Here is a 14,011-nt window from a genome sequence, read left to right on the forward strand (position 1 = left end):
CATCCGGAATCGTCTCGTGAGTGGCTGCACCTCGCCTCAGTGCGGGGTGCAGTTTCTTTTCGTAATCCAGCTTTAGACATGACGCGTAAGATAGCATTGGGCTCAAGGCAGTCATCTGAGTCTTTTGGTCAGGTGACTGCTTAGAATGGGAAAGCGGGCTTAGAGTTTTGCAAACCTTTAATTTGTACCACACAGAATTTTGCCTATCCACGCGGTCTCACTCCTAAATGGCCTATTGTTTGACCCGCCCCCAATCCCAACACTCAAATTAACAATGGAGGATAAAATGGGGGATGAATATAAGACATATACTATTAATATATTGATTTAAAATAATTAAATTGAGTTTAATGGCGGAGACGAAGGGATTCGAACCCTCGAGACGGTTTCCCGCCTACTCCCTTAGCAGGGGAGCGCCTTCGACCACTCGGCCACGTCTCCGCTGGCCGGTATATCCTCGGCGGTGGACCAGATACAAGGCGATTTTCCCGTGCATCGTCAATTTTCTGGAAACCGGCACCTATTTGATATCCGTCGTCCCGAAACCTCTGCCAATCCTATGAGAATAGGTCTGAAGATCGGGGCGAATTATGGCCTCCTCGGACGAGCAAAAGTAACCAACTTGCCAAAACCACGGTGTTTAAGGCATATTTGGCTAGACATATTTTCAGCATCAATAAAAAACACGCGATTTTCCAGAGGCTAAAACCGGGCAGTGAGCGCATCGCTCACGACATAATCTATTTGGGGGAATAGAAGCTTGGCCTGGTTCAGAGTATTCATAATTGTTTTGTGTATTTCGCTGGTGCCCGCAACGGCATTTTCCAATATCGGCACGGTTATCGGCGTCAAGCAGGGCGCCGAGATAACACGCGCTGGAGAATCACGGCCGCTTCAATCCGGTATGGAGGTCGCATCAGGAGATGCGATTTCAACAGACGGCAATGGATTGGTCCAACTCGTTTTCGTGGATGAGACCAAAATCGCCATTGGTCCGAACGCCAGCATGATTCTGGACGTGACGATGCTGCGCGGCAACCGCAAGGCCAAGTCTTTTGCGGTTCAAGCCTTGGGCGGCAGCTTTCGTTTCATCTCGGGCAAAAGCAAGAAACGGGCCTATTCGATCCAAACACCGACAGCGACAATGGCCGTTCGTGGCACGACGTTCGACATGTGGGTGGTGCCCGGCACCCAAAGTGCAATGTTGGTACTGGAGGGCAACGTTGAAATGTGCAGCCTGAGTGGAAGCTGTCGGTCAACCGGGCGCCAGTGCAGCCTGTTTGCCACGAGCCAGCAGGGAAATGTCGGGCGCCCCGTGGATCAGGAGCAATATGAACTGGCTCTGCAAAACGGTTTCCCCTTTATCCAATCGCAGGAAAACCTGCTTAGTCCGCTGCAAATCGATATTGGCGGATGTGCCGGAGAGCTTGCGCCTGTTCCGGTCCTGAAATCTGACGCACCGGTTCCAACACCTGTACGGCGGCAAAGGGCTGCATTCCGAGAAACCCCGGCCCCCACCAGCAGGCCACAGTCGCCTGAGCCTCGGTCACCTGAACCTCGGACGCCAGAGCCGCCTACACCTGAACCACCCACGCCAGAGCCGCCGACGCCAGAGCCACCGACGCCAGAGCCACCGACGCCGGAACCGCAAACCAAGACAAACCGCTCGGGTCACGGGGACGGCAGCAATCCGGGTGGGCAAAACAGAAACGCTCGTGGCTTTGGGAACCCCGGAAAGGGCAAAGGGCCGGGCAACGGGAAGGGGAAAGGCAATCAAGCAGCGCGTTAACATGGGCATCGCCCAGTGACTTCGGAGGTTAACGTGACCGTGAAGCCCAAAGAAAAGATTGGCCGGAGGCGCGGCTTTCGGTTGGTGGGTCTGGGCCTGATCCTGATCGGCTGTTTCATCAGGGTCATGGACCCCTACCCCGTGCGAATGACCCGGCTGATCTACTTTGACATTCTTCAGCGCATCATGCCGCGGGAATACAACCCGGATTTGCCGGTCCGAGTTCTGGACATCGACGAAAAGTCACTGGCGAATTGGGGCCAATGGCCGTGGCCGCGAACAATTCTGGCACAGATGGTTGAAAACCTGGGCGAATACGGTGCCGCGGCGATTGCGTTTGATATGTTGTTTGTTGAACCAGACAGGTATTCGCCGGCTCGGTTGCTTAACGATCCTGCCCTCGCAGGCGTTCTTACGGTAGAACGTCGCGCGCAAAAGATGGACTACGATGTTCTGTTCGGGCTGGAAGTCGCCAACTGGCCCGTCGTGATGGGAACAGCGGCGCGGCTTTCGCATGAAGGCAGTCAGGTGACCCCGAAAACCGGAATTATCGAAATCGGTGAAAACCCGACTGCCGGGCTGATTGCTGTCCCCTATTGGACTCCGATCGCGCCGCCGCTCGACCGCAGCGCAGCCGGGATCGGCGGAGTGAATGTATCCCCGCTGGGTGGAACGGGAATTGTGCGGCGTGTTCCGGTGCTGTGGGGCGGCCCAAATGGTCCCCTCCCCGGTCTGGGGATCGAAGCCTTGAGGGTTGCAATCGGCGCACCATTCATTCTGGCCGAAGGTGCGCCCGATGAAAAAGGGATCATGCTGGCGGTCGAACTGGGTGATTTTCGGTTGCCGACGACCGAAAACGGCGAGGTCTGGGTTCGGTACCGGCAAGACAGGCCCGAACTTTACCTCTCGGCCGATGATGTCATGCAAAACCCGGACGACCCTGCGCTGAGGGCGGAAATCGAGGGCCGGATCATTCTGGTCGGCACTTCGGCGGCCGGTCTGTTCGACATGCATCAGACGTCGCTGGGGGAATCTGTCCCGGGCGTTTCGATCCATGCACAGATGCTGGAACAGATAATAACCGGGGAAATGCTCAGCCGTTCGGACGTCACCGCCGCGCTCGAATTGCTGTCCTTCGTGCTGCTTGGCCTGATTGTAATCGCGGTCATGTCCAGCTTTGGTGCGGTTGCCTCTTTTGTCGCGGGCGGCGCGGCCGCCGCAGTTGTTCTGGGCACCAGTTGGCTGGCCTTCCAGAACCAGCTTGTCTTGTTCGACGTGACATTTCCACTAATGGGTGGGATGGCCAATTTTGGCTTGCTCGCCGGGTATCTGTTCGTTTCGACCGAGCGGGAAAAACGGGAAATCCGACAGGTCTTTTCGCATTATGTCGCCCCCGAGATACTGGATGAGATGGAAATTTCAGGCCACAGTCTGCAACTGGGCGGCGAGACTCAGGAGATCACGGTGATGTTCTCGGACATCCGGGGGTTCACACCGCTGTCCGAGTCCGTGTCGGCCACCGACCTTGTCGCGTTGCTGAACGAGCTTTTTTCACAGGTGGGCGACCAGATTTTGAAGGAAAGGGGTACGATCGACAAGTTCATCGGGGATGCGGTCATGGCATTCTGGAACGCGCCCCTTCCGGTCGAGGACCATCCGTGTCGGGCTGCGCACGCAGCGCTGTTGATGCGCAAGGCGCTGGTGAGGTTCAACGCGTCGGACGTCATGCAGGACCGGCCGCCCATCGCCTTGGCAACAGGATGCGCGACAGGTCAGGCGTGCGTTGGCAATATCGGCTCGCGCAGCAGGTTCAACTATACCGTCATTGGCGATGTCGTGAATGTCGCGGCACGGATCGAGCAGAGTTGCCGTCATGTCGATTACGATATCTTGGTCTCAAGCGCGGTCTACCGGGCAGCACGGCAGGATTTGGCCATGCTGGAGGCAGGGTTTGTCGATCTCAAGGGCAAGTCCGACCTCGAGGCCGTGTATGCTCTGGTCGGTGACAGAACCCTGATTGACAGTCCAGAATTCCAAAAGCTGTCACAGGCACATGCTGATCTGATCGCGGCAGTACGCGAGCGCCATTCGCACTTGCGTATCGAACGGATGTGCCACCGTTGCGCGGCAATGGCGGCGGATATCGAACCCGGCCTGCGACAGTTTTATCTGACGCTACCGGGGCGGGCTGCGGATTTCCGGTCGGATGTCCAGTCGAGTCAGGTCGTCTTCAGCCATCACGGTCACGCACGGCGACCCTCTGCCTGAGCCGAGGCGTCCAGTACACTCCAGACATCCCAAAATCGGCGAACCCTGCCGCCTGCGACGCGCCGTCTTAGCGCGGTTCGTTCAGACCGAGTGTATTTTCAACGAGAAACTGGGCTGCTGGCTCCAATTCTTCACCGATCAATATCGAGCGGAACCGGGAGTTCAGCACGTCCGTTTCCCAAGACTTCGCGGCAAGGGCAATCCAGACAGCAAGCGAGGCGTCTTTCTCCAGCTCACGCTCGAAGATTCTAAGGATTTGAGCTTGATGCTCGAACCGGGCGGTCCCACCATCTGTCAGAGCTTGAACCAAATCCCGCTTGGCTTCGAGCGCGTGGTTGGATTGCGTCAAGGCACCGCCAATCGCCTCGATTGCCTCAGAGCCATCCACCTCGATGCCTGCAAGCGCCCAATCATAAAGGTTCAAGTCGCCGACGCGCAGCGCCGTGCGGTACCGCGTTCTGACCGCCTGCGCAGCTTCGGGGCCGGATTGCAGGCCCAGCAACCTTATGATCGCCGGGGCATACGCGAGGCGGTTTCTATCATTCAGCTCATGCAACAGCGGAGAAATCGGGTGCGGAACGCGCAACTGCCTGACAATCTCATAAGGTGCGCGGTGAAACTCGATCAGTGCCGCGTTCCGCAATACGGCGTCTTCGTGCCCCAGAAAGCTGCCGAAGAACGACACACGGGCAGGATCAGCCGATTGTCCAAAAGCCCAGGCGCGTCCCTGTTCGCGTATCGCCGATACGAACTCCGCGCGTTCTGGTGTCATCAGGAACCCTTTGCTCCAGCCTGTTGAAAGGCTGCGACCGGCTTTGTCCCGCAATCCGTCTCCATAGATCATGAGAACGGTTCTGTTCGGATCTACGCGAAACGCGGATCTGGTCACGCTGTCGACCAGATACGGAATGTCCGGCAAGCCAGAAACCTGCTTTGGCGTCCCTTTCAGGATCGAAACAGGCGAATACCTGAAGGGGTTTTCCGGTGTTGGCGCCGCCAGCACGATCACGCGCGCCGACAGGATGCGGTCAGCCAACGAATATTCTGGCAGGGTGATGCAGACAGGACAGGCCAACGTCGGACGCGGAGCGACAACGCCACCCGCGAGGAACGCCAAGACCGAAACCGTCAGCAACGCGGATCGCATCGCTTACCCTCCCTTGTCCTTGCCCGGAGTGCGCGACGGCATTCTCGGGCCACGGGAACAGGCTACCCGATCACTGGCATCTGGGCGACAGTTCTGTGCAGGTGATCAGACGGGTTGAGAAATCCGTGCCCGCTCCTCCTGCCGTCCGCAAGGCTACATCAGGTCGTTTTCAACATCCTCGGCTGAGATACCAAGCGAATCCAGACCATTCTCAAGGTGGTCCGACAGGTGCGGCGTTCCGATCAGATAGTCCGCGCACGGAGTAGACGCCTCGGCCTTGGCGGTTGCGATGGCTTCGGCCAGATCCTCGGCGAAAAAGCTCTCGCGCCCGATCCACATGACGGCAACCAATTCGGCCTGTTCATCCTCGCTCATCCGGTCGATGAAAGCGCGCAATTCGCCCTCGGCCCGGTTCAGTTCCCGCCCCATCATGGCGACCTGAGCGACTTTTCTTGCCGAGATTTCCAACATGACCCAACTCCTTCGTGTTCGCGGTTTCCATTCTACCACAAACACTCGGCGTGGCCTGAGTCTTTGATCTTACGCAAATAACGCCCGCTTATGGCTCGCGGACCCGCGAGATTGGATGTTCCGGGACAGGAGCGGTACGAAACGGGCGAAACCGGGCCTTTTTCAGTTTCAGTTTCAGCGCCTGCCACAGGATCAGGACAAACGCGCGCCGCGCGCCAAACGGTCTGCGTATCAACGACCAGAGGATCGCTCGGTCCGTCAGCGCAGCACGTGGGCCGGTAAGCGTTGCAATCAGCCCGCCATTCTTGCGTCCGTAATCTATCCAGACGCCAACCCTGTCGGCACGGAAGTCAAACCGGAACGTATAGGTGCCTTCGATCTTTTGGAACGGAGACACATGCATCAGCTTGTCGGCCACAATCCGGTCCGACGGTTGAATCGGCGCAAAGTTTGGATTGTGGCACAGATAGCTGTGGCGCGTGCTGTAGGTATTGGTCACTTCGGCCACAACAGCATAAAGCACGTCTTCCGCGTCAAAGCAGAACCAGAAGCTGACCGGGTTGAACACATGGCCGAAAACGCGCGGCTGGGTCAACAGCATGATCCGGTTCGGCTGTGTGACCCCGAGGTCATGGAACTGCTCGCGCAGCCACGCGGCACCGCGCCCTTTGCCGGGCTCTCCACCGTGATCGCGATCCCGCCAGTTCGTTACGTTTGCCCCGTTGACAGAGAACAACGCGGGCGTGGGCCCGGTATTTTCCGGGTCCAGCAAGATGTAGTCGAGCGAATACCGAAAGGCGTTTTCAATCGACCCTTTCCGCCCGTGATACGTATGCCCCGCAATGTGATCGACCCGCTTCATGCGACCTTTTCCATTCTGTCTGTAAACCGTTCAAACGGCGGCCTTTTCCTCAGACCTTATACAGATATTCTACGAAGCGAATGCCCATATGGATTATTATTTGCCACAGAAAGTGATCCGCCTTGGGCAGCCCCGCGTAATGTGGTTATGTTTACCGAGATCGATACCGCGAGCTTGGATGAACCGGTGGCCGACGGGCCCCTAGCAAAAACCTGGCACGCGAAAGAACGTACCAGGGGCAGGCCGGTGAACGAAGCAAACGGCAGTTGCAATACCAAGACCGAGTGGGTTGGACATGTGACCCGCATTCGGGATGCGCAGGATCAGGCGGCCTTTGCCGAGCTGTTTCAGTACTTTGCGCCGCGCATCAAGGCATTCCTGATCAAATCGGGGTCTGATGCGGCGATGGCCGAGGAATGCGCGCAAGAGGTGATGGCGACCTTGTGGCACAAGGCGCATCTGTTCGACCCCTCGCGCGCGACCGTGGCCACTTGGGTCTTCACGATCGCACGGAACAAACGCATTGACGTCCTGCGCAAGCAACGGCGGCCGGAACCCGAGGATTTGGGTTGGGGTCCCGAGGCAGAACCGGAACAGCATGACGTCGTTGCGTTGCAACAGGAAACCGCGCAACTGCGCGACGCATTGTCAGCGTTGCCAGAAGCACAGAGAGAACTGATCGAAAAGGCGTATTTCGGCGACCTGAGTCACCGAGAGATTGCGTCTCAGACCGGGTTGCCCTTGGGAACGATCAAATCACGCATACGGCTGGCGCTGGACCGCTTGCGCCACGCGATGAACTGAGATGATGACGATGAGCAACAAGATCAAACATCACCTGACAGATGACCTGCTGATGGCCTATGCCGCAGGCGGTCTGCCAGAAGCATTCGACCTGATGGTCGCAACGCACCTGTCGTTGTGCGACCACTGCCGCGCGCGCGCCGAAAGTTTCGAGGCTGTCGGCGGGTGTGTCTTGCAGGATCAGGATGATAGTGCGGCGCTGAGCGACGGTTCGCTGGCCGCGACCATGGCGCTGATCGCCAAGGGTGCACCCGTTGCCAAGCCTGCGCGCCCCGGCTGTTCCGTGCTTCCCGCGCCGTTGCAGGATTATGTCGGCGGTGACGTGAATGCCATCCAGTGGCGCTCGATCGGGATGGGCGTTAAACAGGCGATCCTGCCCACAACGCGCGAAGCGACAGCCCGATTGCTGTTTATCCCGGCAGGGGCCGCCGTGCCCGATCACAGTCACAATGGCATGGAACTGACGATGGTCCTGCAAGGGGCATTCTCGGACGAAGTCGACCACTTTGCACGCGGCGATGTCGAGATTGCGGATGAAGACCTGCACCACATGCCGACGGCGGACATCTCTGAGGATTGCATTTGCCTGGCCGTGACGGATGCGCCGCTAAAGTTCAGCAAGCTGATGCCGCGCCTGTTCCAGCCCTTTCTACGCATCTGACCTGAACAGCCGTTTTGTGCTACACTGAGACTTCGACCCTGCAATCGGAGGATGTAGTCATGAAAGCACTTGCCCTGACCCTTGCCTGTATCGGGTTCGCCACGTTTGCCAATGCACAGAGCGTTGCCGACGTGAAGTTTGAGACAGGCAACTATGGCACAATGGTCAACGGAACCGTTACGGGCAACGAGTATTTTGACTACCGACTGGGTGCGAAAGCCGGGCAGGAACTGTTCGCAGAACTTCAGGTCAGCGACACCAACGGGTATGGTGTAATCTATTTTAACGTCCTGCCGCCGGGCAGTGACGGCGCAGCAATCTACAACGGGTCCATCAACGGGAATACCGCGCGGGTTGAACTGCCAGAGGACGGAGATTACACGATCCGCGTATACCTCATGGGCAATGACCGGGACACCGACAAGACGGTTGGGTACAATCTGGACCTCTCGATCCAGTAGCGCTTAAGCCTCACTTTTACCAAGCGGCACCACGTTGGCGTGATCGTCCGGCGCGAGTTCCTCGAAATCAAAATTGTCCAGACGCTGCGCGCGACGTCCGGCTTTTTCGGCGCTGATCTTGATATCCGAGATATCCTTGGCCGCCTGTCCAAAGTGACGGTCCAGATTGGCCACGCGATCGCCCAGCCGTTCGACATCCTTGTGCAGCATCCCCAATTCCTTGCGGATGGCCCCCGCCTGTTCCCGCATCCGCGCGTCTTTCAGGATCGCGCGCATAGTGTTCAGCGTCGCCATGCAGGTGGTGGGCGAGACGATCCAGACTCGTTTTTTGAAACTCTCCTGCACCAGTTCGGGGAACTTGGCATGCAACTCGGCATAGACAGCCTCGGACGGTAGGAACATCAGCGCGCCGTCGGCGGTTTCGCCGTCCAGAATATATTTTTCGGCAATATCGGTGATGTGTTTGCGCACCGTGCTGCGGAACATCTGAACGGCGGCCTTCAGCTCCATGTCATTTGTCGCACCGATCAGCGCTTCATACGCCTCCAACGGGAATTTGCTATCGATCACGATCGGCCCCGGCGGGTTCGGCAAATGGATCAGGCAATCCGCCCGACGTCCGTTCGACAGCGTCGCCTGCAACTGAAAACTGTCCGAGGGCAGCGCCTTGGACACGATATCGTTCAACTGAATCTCACCAAACGCACCGCGCGTCTGCTTGTTCGACAGGATATCCTGCAACGACAGCACATCGCCCGACAGTTTGGTGATATTGTCCTGCGCCTTGTCGATGGCGGCCAGCCGTTCCTGCAATTGCGTCAGCGAGGTCGCGGTCTGTTTCGACGAACCATGCAGCGATTCCTTCATCCTCTCCTGCATCTCGGCCAGCGCGCGGGCGGACTTCATCGCGTTGTCCGCCAGCCTGTCATTCATCTGCTGCTGGACCGAGGACAGCCGCGCCTCAACCGTCTGGATCACCTGAACCTGCGCATTGGCCTGCGTGTCCGAGACATGCTGGAGGCCGCCGCGCAACTGTTCCTGCCCTTGCCCCAACTGCTGCACATTCTGTCCCAGATGCGCCATCTGCCGCGCCAATGGCTCTGCCATTCGCGCCGAGCGGTTGGCTGCACGCAAAGACAGGAAAAGCAATAGCAGGATCAGCGCGACAATGCCGCCGCCGATCAGGATCACGGGGTCGTTCAATGCAATCTGGGTGCCAGCAATCTCGATCATGTCGCCTCGGGTGTTCTTGTTTTATTCTTTTTACCGCGCAGCGCGCGCGGGATCAACTGCGCCCGAACAGACGTTCGATATCGGCCAGTTTCAGTTCAACATAAGTTGGCCGCCCATGGTTGCACTGCCCGGAATGGGGCGTCGCCTCCATCTCGCGCAGCAAGGCGTTCATCTCCTCTGCCCGCATCCGACGGCCCGACCGGACCGAGCCATGGCAGGCCACCCGGCTGAGGATCGCCTCGATCCGCGCCTGCACGGTTTGGCTTTCGCCCTGATCCGCCAGCTCATCAAGGATATCCAGGATCATCGCGCGGGCATCGACCTCACCCAGAATGGCAGGGGTTTCGCGCACGGCGATAGCCCCGCCGCCAAAGGGCTCCAGCGTCAGGCCAAGGCGTGTCAGGTCGTCGGCCACGGCCATCAGGCGCGCGCAGTCGCTTTCGGACAGCTCCACGATCTCGGGGATCAGCAGCGCCTGCGCAGCCACGCCATTTTCAGCCATCTGACGTTTGAGCTTTTCATAGACCAGACGTTCATGCGCCGCGTGTTGGTCCACGATCACCATCCCGTCGGCAGTCTGGGCAATAATGTAGTTCTCATGCACCTGACCGCGCGCCGCGCCCAACGGCAAGTCCTGCGCCGGAGGCTCTTCTGTGACCACGGGCGCAGGTTCCACAATACTGCCACTGTAGTCCTGCGACAGTTCGGCAAACCCCGGTGCTTGCGCCTGATATGCCACCTGTCGCGCGACCTGAGAAGGGCGGTCCATCTGATAAACGCGCGCTGGTGCAGGCTGCGCCGGTTCGGGCTTCATCGCGCCCAGAGTGGCATTGGCCACGGTTGAGGATGCCCGGTGCCCTGCCTCGGCCAGCGCGTGCCGCAAGGCCGAAACGATCAGCCCCCGCGCCACGCCCGGATCGCGAAACCGAACCTCGGATTTCGCCGGGTGGACATTCACATCCACCAGCGTCGGGTCACAGTCGATGAACAGCGCCGCAGCCGGGTGGCGGTCGCGGCTGAGGAAATCGAAATACGCCGCCCGCAGGGCGCCGGTCAGCATCTTGTCGCGCACAGGGCGGCCATTGACGAACAGATACTGCGCCACCGCCGCGCCCCGAGAATAGGTCGGCAAGGCGGCATACCCATACAGCCTGATCCCCTCGCGCGTGGCGTCGATCTGCAGGGCATTCTCGGCAAACTCGCGCCCGATCACGCGGGCAAGCCGGGCGTGCAGCGCATCGAACAGGTCGCCATTCTCGCGGTCGGCGCGAAACGTCACGCGCCCCTCGCCCCCGCCCGAGACATCGCGCAGGGTGAAGGTAATCGCAGGCTCGGCCATCGCCAAACGCTTGACGGTGTCGGTGATCGCCTGCGCCTCGGCCCGGTCGGTGCGCATGAATTTCAGGCGCGCGGGCGTGGCAAAGAACAGGTCGCGCAGTTCAACCACCGTACCTGCACGCAGAGCGGCGGGTTTCACGGCCTCCATCTTGCCGCCCGCGACATGGATCGAAGCGGCCTCATCCCCCGCTACGCGGCTGGTGATTGTCAGCCGCCCTACCGCGCCCAACGATGGCAGCGCCTCGCCCCGGAACCCGAAAGTATGAATGTTCAGCAGGTCGGACCCGTCGATCTTGGACGTCGCGTGGCGAGACAGCGCCAGTGGCAAATCCTCGCCGGAAATACCACACCCATCATCGGTGACGCGAATGAGTGTCTTGCCGCCGTCGGCAATATCTATCGCAATTCGTGTCGATCCCGCGTCGATCGCGTTCTCGACCAGCTCTTTCACAGCAGAGGCTGGCCGTTCGACAACCTCACCCGCCGCAATACGATTGATCGCCGCGTCGTCAAGCTGACGAATGATGGGTCGCGTTTCGCTGATATTGTGGTTTGCCTGCGCCATACCCCTAGAGCTAGCACAGCCGCATACGATTCTGCCACAGGTTTGGGATGGTCAATTTTCTGGCGAGGGGGCGTTCGGACAATCGCGTCGCGTTTGCGAGAGGCGGCGAACATCGTCGCAATTGTCCGAACGAACCGTTGTGAGTGGTGGACGTTCTTTAGCAATACGTGGTTCGTAGCACGAAGAACCGCGTGTGACTCTTAAACTCTGGACAGCGTCATATCTTGGGCGGAGATCAGCCGATAAACCATATCCTGACACAGCAAGATCATGCCGAATCATGCAGCGCCGGGCGCGCCGGTCCGTGTCCGGCACGGCCCCCAAACAGCGGTACAGGCAAGGATCAGGCCGGATACGGTCGCAATCATTCCGGCCGCGCTGACCGCATCCGTCGCGCCCAGCCACAAAGGTCCGTAGCCTGCCAGAACATACCCGGCAACGGCCGAAATCACCGCGAAAACCACGCTCCACCCGATTTGAGTTTCCAGCCGGTTGGTCATCATGCGCGCCGCCGCAGGAGGGCATATGAACATTGCGATCACGATGATCGAGCCTACCGCATCAAACGCCGCAACAGCCGCAATCGCCGCGACAATCACCAACGCCATGCCAAGGGCTCCGGTCCTGATGCCGATCGTTCGGGCAAACCCCTCGTCAAAGGTAGAGATTTTCAGCGGCCGCCAGAACAGCCAGGTAAACAAGGTGACTCCGGCCAAGGTCAGCGCGATGCGGGGCAATTCCGGCGGCAAGCCAGCCAGCGCCTGAATATCCCACAGTGATGTCCATCCCACCGCGTCCAACCAGATCAGGCTTTCCAGATTGCCATACAGTGCGTGTTCGACGTCCAGATGAACGGTCGAGGTGTCGGTTTGTTCCAGCAGCAGCACCCCGCCCGCAAACATGGTGGTGAATACAACCCCCATTGCCGCACCGGGTTCAATCTGGCCCAACCGCCGTATGGCCTCGATCATCATAACGGCGACAACCGCCGCGCCTGCTGCGCCCAGCATCATCGGCCAGGTCGAGATTGCTCCGGTCAGCAGGAACGCCACAACGATACCAGGCAGAACAACGTGGCTGATCGCATCACCGATCAGCGCTTGTTTGCGTAGCACAAGAAAGTTGCCCGGCAGGGCGCAGGCGATGGCCGCGAAAGTCCCGATCAAAAGCGGCGTCAGGGATAGGGGGACGAATTCTTCTCCGCTCATGGGTTCACTCCCTGCGGCCCACCGATCTGACGGTCAATTTCGATGATCTGATCCCGTGTCAGAACGGTTTCAATGTCGCGCAACCCGTCATACAGAACCGCCGTGGCCTCATGCGCCTGATCCGCGCGGACGATCTCCCACCGTTTTTCGTCGCGCAGCGCCTTCGCTGCGCGCGCCCTGCCCGCCTCTGTCGCAACCCCATCGGCCCGTACCAGCCCGGCGCTGCGCAACAGCCGAAGCGTCAACGGTTCGTATATCTTTTGCCCCTGCGCCAGCGCCAAAAGACCTTGCCTGATGTGAACCTGGCGCTGAAAGCGCAGGTGGCGAAGAACGGCAGCCAGAACGCCCCTGACAGGCGCAAACAACAGGGACAGGGCAAACAGGGCGAAACTGACCAGAACGATGATCGGTCCCGTGGGTAAGTTGGGGGCCGAGGCCGACAGCGCCGCACCCAGATAGCCCGAAAGCCCGCCGGTCAGCCCGGCCAACAGCACAACACGCTCTGATCGCTCGGTCCAGAAGCGCGCAGCAACGGGTGGGATGATCAACAGCGCAACGATCAGGATCAACCCGACGATTTTCAGCCCCACAACCGTCACGGCCATGACCAGCCCCATCATCGCAAGATCAATGCGATGCACCGCATGCCCTTGTGCCGCAGCATATTCCGCGTCGAACGCCACCAGTGTCATGGGACGGCGAATGATCAACACCAGCGCCAGCGTCGCTGCCCCTCCGACGGCTATGATCAGAGCGTCGGCCCACAGCATTCCCGCGGTCGAACCCAGCAGAAACCCCTCCAGCCCCGCCTGACGGCCCACGCCCATCGTCTGAATCACCGTCAGCAGGACGATACCGAACCCAAAGAACACGGACAGGACTGCGCCGATTGCGGCGTCCTCGGCCAGCCTCGTGTACCGGGTCAGCCAATTCATACAAAGAAGGCCAACCCCGGCGGACAGAGCCGACCCAACCAGAAGGCCAATCAGGTTGCGCCCGTCGCCCCCAAGCGCGACCAGAACCATAAAGGCCAGACACACGCCCGGCAGGGTCGCATGGCTGATCGCGTCGCTGACCAAAGCGCGCTTGCGTAGAAACAGAAAAGTTCCGGTAACCCCCGCAGAGATTCCCAACAAAGTCGCACCGACAGCGACCAGCGTGGCATTATAGCCAAGCTGCAGGGTCAGGGCATCCCAAAGCATAT

Annotated in this window: 12 protein-coding genes and 1 tRNA gene; 5 read left to right on the forward strand and 8 right to left on the reverse strand. The window is 59.3% G+C overall.

From position 1 onward, the window contains the following. Positions 1–351: 351 nt before the first annotated feature. A tRNA-Ser gene (locus ACR0B7_RS08630) sits at positions 352–441 on the reverse strand. A 319-nt stretch (positions 442–760) separates the two neighbouring features. Between ACR0B7_RS08630 and ACR0B7_RS08635 the strand changes: the two genes are divergently transcribed. Beyond that, positions 761–1,789, forward strand: a complete 1,029-nt coding sequence (locus ACR0B7_RS08635) for a FecR family protein (RefSeq protein WP_480681282.1) — start codon at positions 761–763, stop codon at positions 1,787–1,789. A 33-nt stretch (positions 1,790–1,822) separates the two neighbouring features. Beyond that, positions 1,823–4,057 (forward strand): CHASE2 domain-containing protein, encoded by a 2,235-nt coding sequence (locus tag ACR0B7_RS08640; RefSeq protein ID WP_480681284.1) that lies wholly within the window; start codon positions 1,823–1,825, stop codon positions 4,055–4,057. Positions 4,058–4,124: 67 nt separating this feature from the next. Here ACR0B7_RS08640 and ACR0B7_RS08645 read toward each other — a convergent pair whose 3' ends face one another. The 3 genes from ACR0B7_RS08645 to ACR0B7_RS08655 form a co-directional block, all read right to left on the reverse strand. Then, positions 4,125–5,204 (reverse strand): hypothetical protein, encoded by a 1,080-nt coding sequence (locus tag ACR0B7_RS08645; RefSeq protein ID WP_170483673.1) that lies wholly within the window; start codon positions 5,202–5,204, stop codon positions 4,125–4,127. Between the two features lie 153 nt (positions 5,205–5,357). Next, positions 5,358–5,675, reverse strand: a complete 318-nt coding sequence (locus ACR0B7_RS08650; protein WP_170387622.1) for a DUF3775 domain-containing protein — start codon at positions 5,673–5,675, stop codon at positions 5,358–5,360. Positions 5,676–5,763: 88 nt separating this feature from the next. Beyond that, complete coding sequence (locus ACR0B7_RS08655; RefSeq protein WP_170576757.1) at positions 5,764–6,537, reverse strand: DUF1365 domain-containing protein; 774 nt, start codon at positions 6,535–6,537, stop codon at positions 5,764–5,766. Between the two features lie 246 nt (positions 6,538–6,783). Here ACR0B7_RS08655 and ACR0B7_RS08660 point away from each other — a divergent pair, with 246 nt between their 5' ends. The 3 genes from ACR0B7_RS08660 to ACR0B7_RS08670 are packed head-to-tail and all read left to right on the forward strand — an operon-like array spanning position 6,784 to position 8,463. After that, positions 6,784–7,341 carry a sigma-70 family RNA polymerase sigma factor gene (locus tag ACR0B7_RS08660; RefSeq protein ID WP_480681287.1) on the forward strand — a complete coding sequence of 186 codons (558 nt, stop codon included), beginning with the start codon at positions 6,784–6,786 and terminating at the stop codon, positions 7,339–7,341. 10 nt (positions 7,342–7,351) lie between these two features. Then, a complete protein-coding gene (locus tag ACR0B7_RS08665; RefSeq protein WP_170483669.1) occupies positions 7,352–8,002 on the forward strand; it encodes a ChrR family anti-sigma-E factor in 651 nt (216 codons plus the stop codon). Positions 8,003–8,061: 59 nt separating this feature from the next. After that, positions 8,062–8,463 carry a hypothetical protein gene (locus tag ACR0B7_RS08670; protein WP_170483666.1) on the forward strand — a complete coding sequence of 134 codons (402 nt, stop codon included), beginning with the start codon at positions 8,062–8,064 and terminating at the stop codon, positions 8,461–8,463. 3 nt (positions 8,464–8,466) lie between these two features. Here ACR0B7_RS08670 and ACR0B7_RS08675 read toward each other — a convergent pair whose 3' ends face one another. The 4 genes from ACR0B7_RS08675 to ACR0B7_RS08690 all read right to left on the reverse strand — a co-directional run bounded on the left by ACR0B7_RS08675 (position 8,467) and on the right by ACR0B7_RS08690 (position 14,009). Beyond that, positions 8,467–9,696, reverse strand: coding sequence for a DNA recombination protein RmuC (locus ACR0B7_RS08675; RefSeq protein WP_170483664.1), 1,230 nt, complete (start codon positions 9,694–9,696; stop codon positions 8,467–8,469). Positions 9,697–9,748: 52 nt separating this feature from the next. Beyond that, positions 9,749–11,599, reverse strand: coding sequence for a DNA mismatch repair endonuclease MutL (gene mutL, locus ACR0B7_RS08680; RefSeq protein ID WP_170483662.1), 1,851 nt, complete (start codon positions 11,597–11,599; stop codon positions 9,749–9,751). Positions 11,600–11,877: 278 nt separating this feature from the next. After that, positions 11,878–12,807 (reverse strand): metal ABC transporter permease, encoded by a 930-nt coding sequence (locus tag ACR0B7_RS08685; protein WP_170483660.1) that lies wholly within the window; start codon positions 12,805–12,807, stop codon positions 11,878–11,880. After that, positions 12,804–14,009: a metal ABC transporter permease gene (locus ACR0B7_RS08690; RefSeq protein WP_170483658.1), complete on the reverse strand. Its 1,206-nt coding sequence runs from the start codon at positions 14,007–14,009 to the stop codon at positions 12,804–12,806. Before ACR0B7_RS08690 ends, ACR0B7_RS08685 begins: the two co-directional genes overlap by 4 nt. Positions 14,010–14,011: the final 2 nt, after the last annotated feature.

It is taken from the genome of Ruegeria sp. BB6, from assembly GCF_056539385.1.

Bases quoted from the DNA above. Each gene is read 5' to 3' on its own strand.
- ACR0B7_RS08645 (WP_170483673.1), bottom strand. From the start codon at position 5,204: ATGCGATCCGCGTTGCTGACGGTTTCGGTCTTGGCGTTCCTCGCGGGT.
- ACR0B7_RS08650 (WP_170387622.1), bottom strand. From the start codon at position 5,675: ATGTTGGAAATCTCGGCAAGAAAAGTCGCTCAGGTCGCCATGATGGGG.
- ACR0B7_RS08655 (WP_170576757.1), bottom strand. From the start codon at position 6,537: ATGAAGCGGGTCGATCACATTGCGGGGCATACGTATCACGGGCGGAAA.
- ACR0B7_RS08665 (WP_170483669.1), top strand. From the start codon at position 7,352: ATGAGCAACAAGATCAAACATCACCTGACAGATGACCTGCTGATGGCC.
- ACR0B7_RS08670 (WP_170483666.1), top strand. From the start codon at position 8,062: ATGAAAGCACTTGCCCTGACCCTTGCCTGTATCGGGTTCGCCACGTTT.
- ACR0B7_RS08675 (WP_170483664.1), bottom strand. From the start codon at position 9,696: ATGATCGAGATTGCTGGCACCCAGATTGCATTGAACGACCCCGTGATC.
- mutL (WP_170483662.1), bottom strand. From the start codon at position 11,599: ATGGCGCAGGCAAACCACAATATCAGCGAAACGCGACCCATCATTCGT.
- ACR0B7_RS08685 (WP_170483660.1), bottom strand. From the start codon at position 12,807: ATGAGCGGAGAAGAATTCGTCCCCCTATCCCTGACGCCGCTTTTGATC.
- ACR0B7_RS08690 (WP_170483658.1), bottom strand. From the start codon at position 14,009: ATGCTTTGGGATGCCCTGACCCTGCAGCTTGGCTATAATGCCACGCTG.